The 245-nt window shown below is 51.0% G+C and carries 1 pseudogene; it reads left to right on the top strand.

Annotated elements, in window-relative coordinates:
* Positions 1 to 245: pseudogene (locus VC188_RS12025) on the top strand (IS21 family transposase); the annotation flags it as partial.

Raw genomic sequence — 245 nt, 5'->3', positions numbered from 1 at the left:
CAAAAGACTGAAGATTGGTTGCTGGGTCACCGCAAGGCCTTTGAGTATTTTGGTGGGGTAACGCAGGTCATCGTTCCCGATAATCCGAGAAGCCTGGTTGCCAACCCCGATCGCTATGAACCGCAAGACAAAGGCAAAGTTGAAGTAGGCGTGCAGGTAGTGGAGCGCTGGATCTTGGCAAGACTACGTCGCCAGCAGTTCTTTAGCTTGTCTGATCTTAATCTTGCCATCGCCGATTTACTCGA

Source organism: Polynucleobacter sp. MG-28-Ekke-A2, assembly GCF_035012985.1.
Classification (GTDB): Bacteria; Pseudomonadota; Gammaproteobacteria; order Burkholderiales; family Burkholderiaceae; genus Polynucleobacter.
This window is presented reverse-complemented; position numbering and strand designations above follow the sequence as displayed.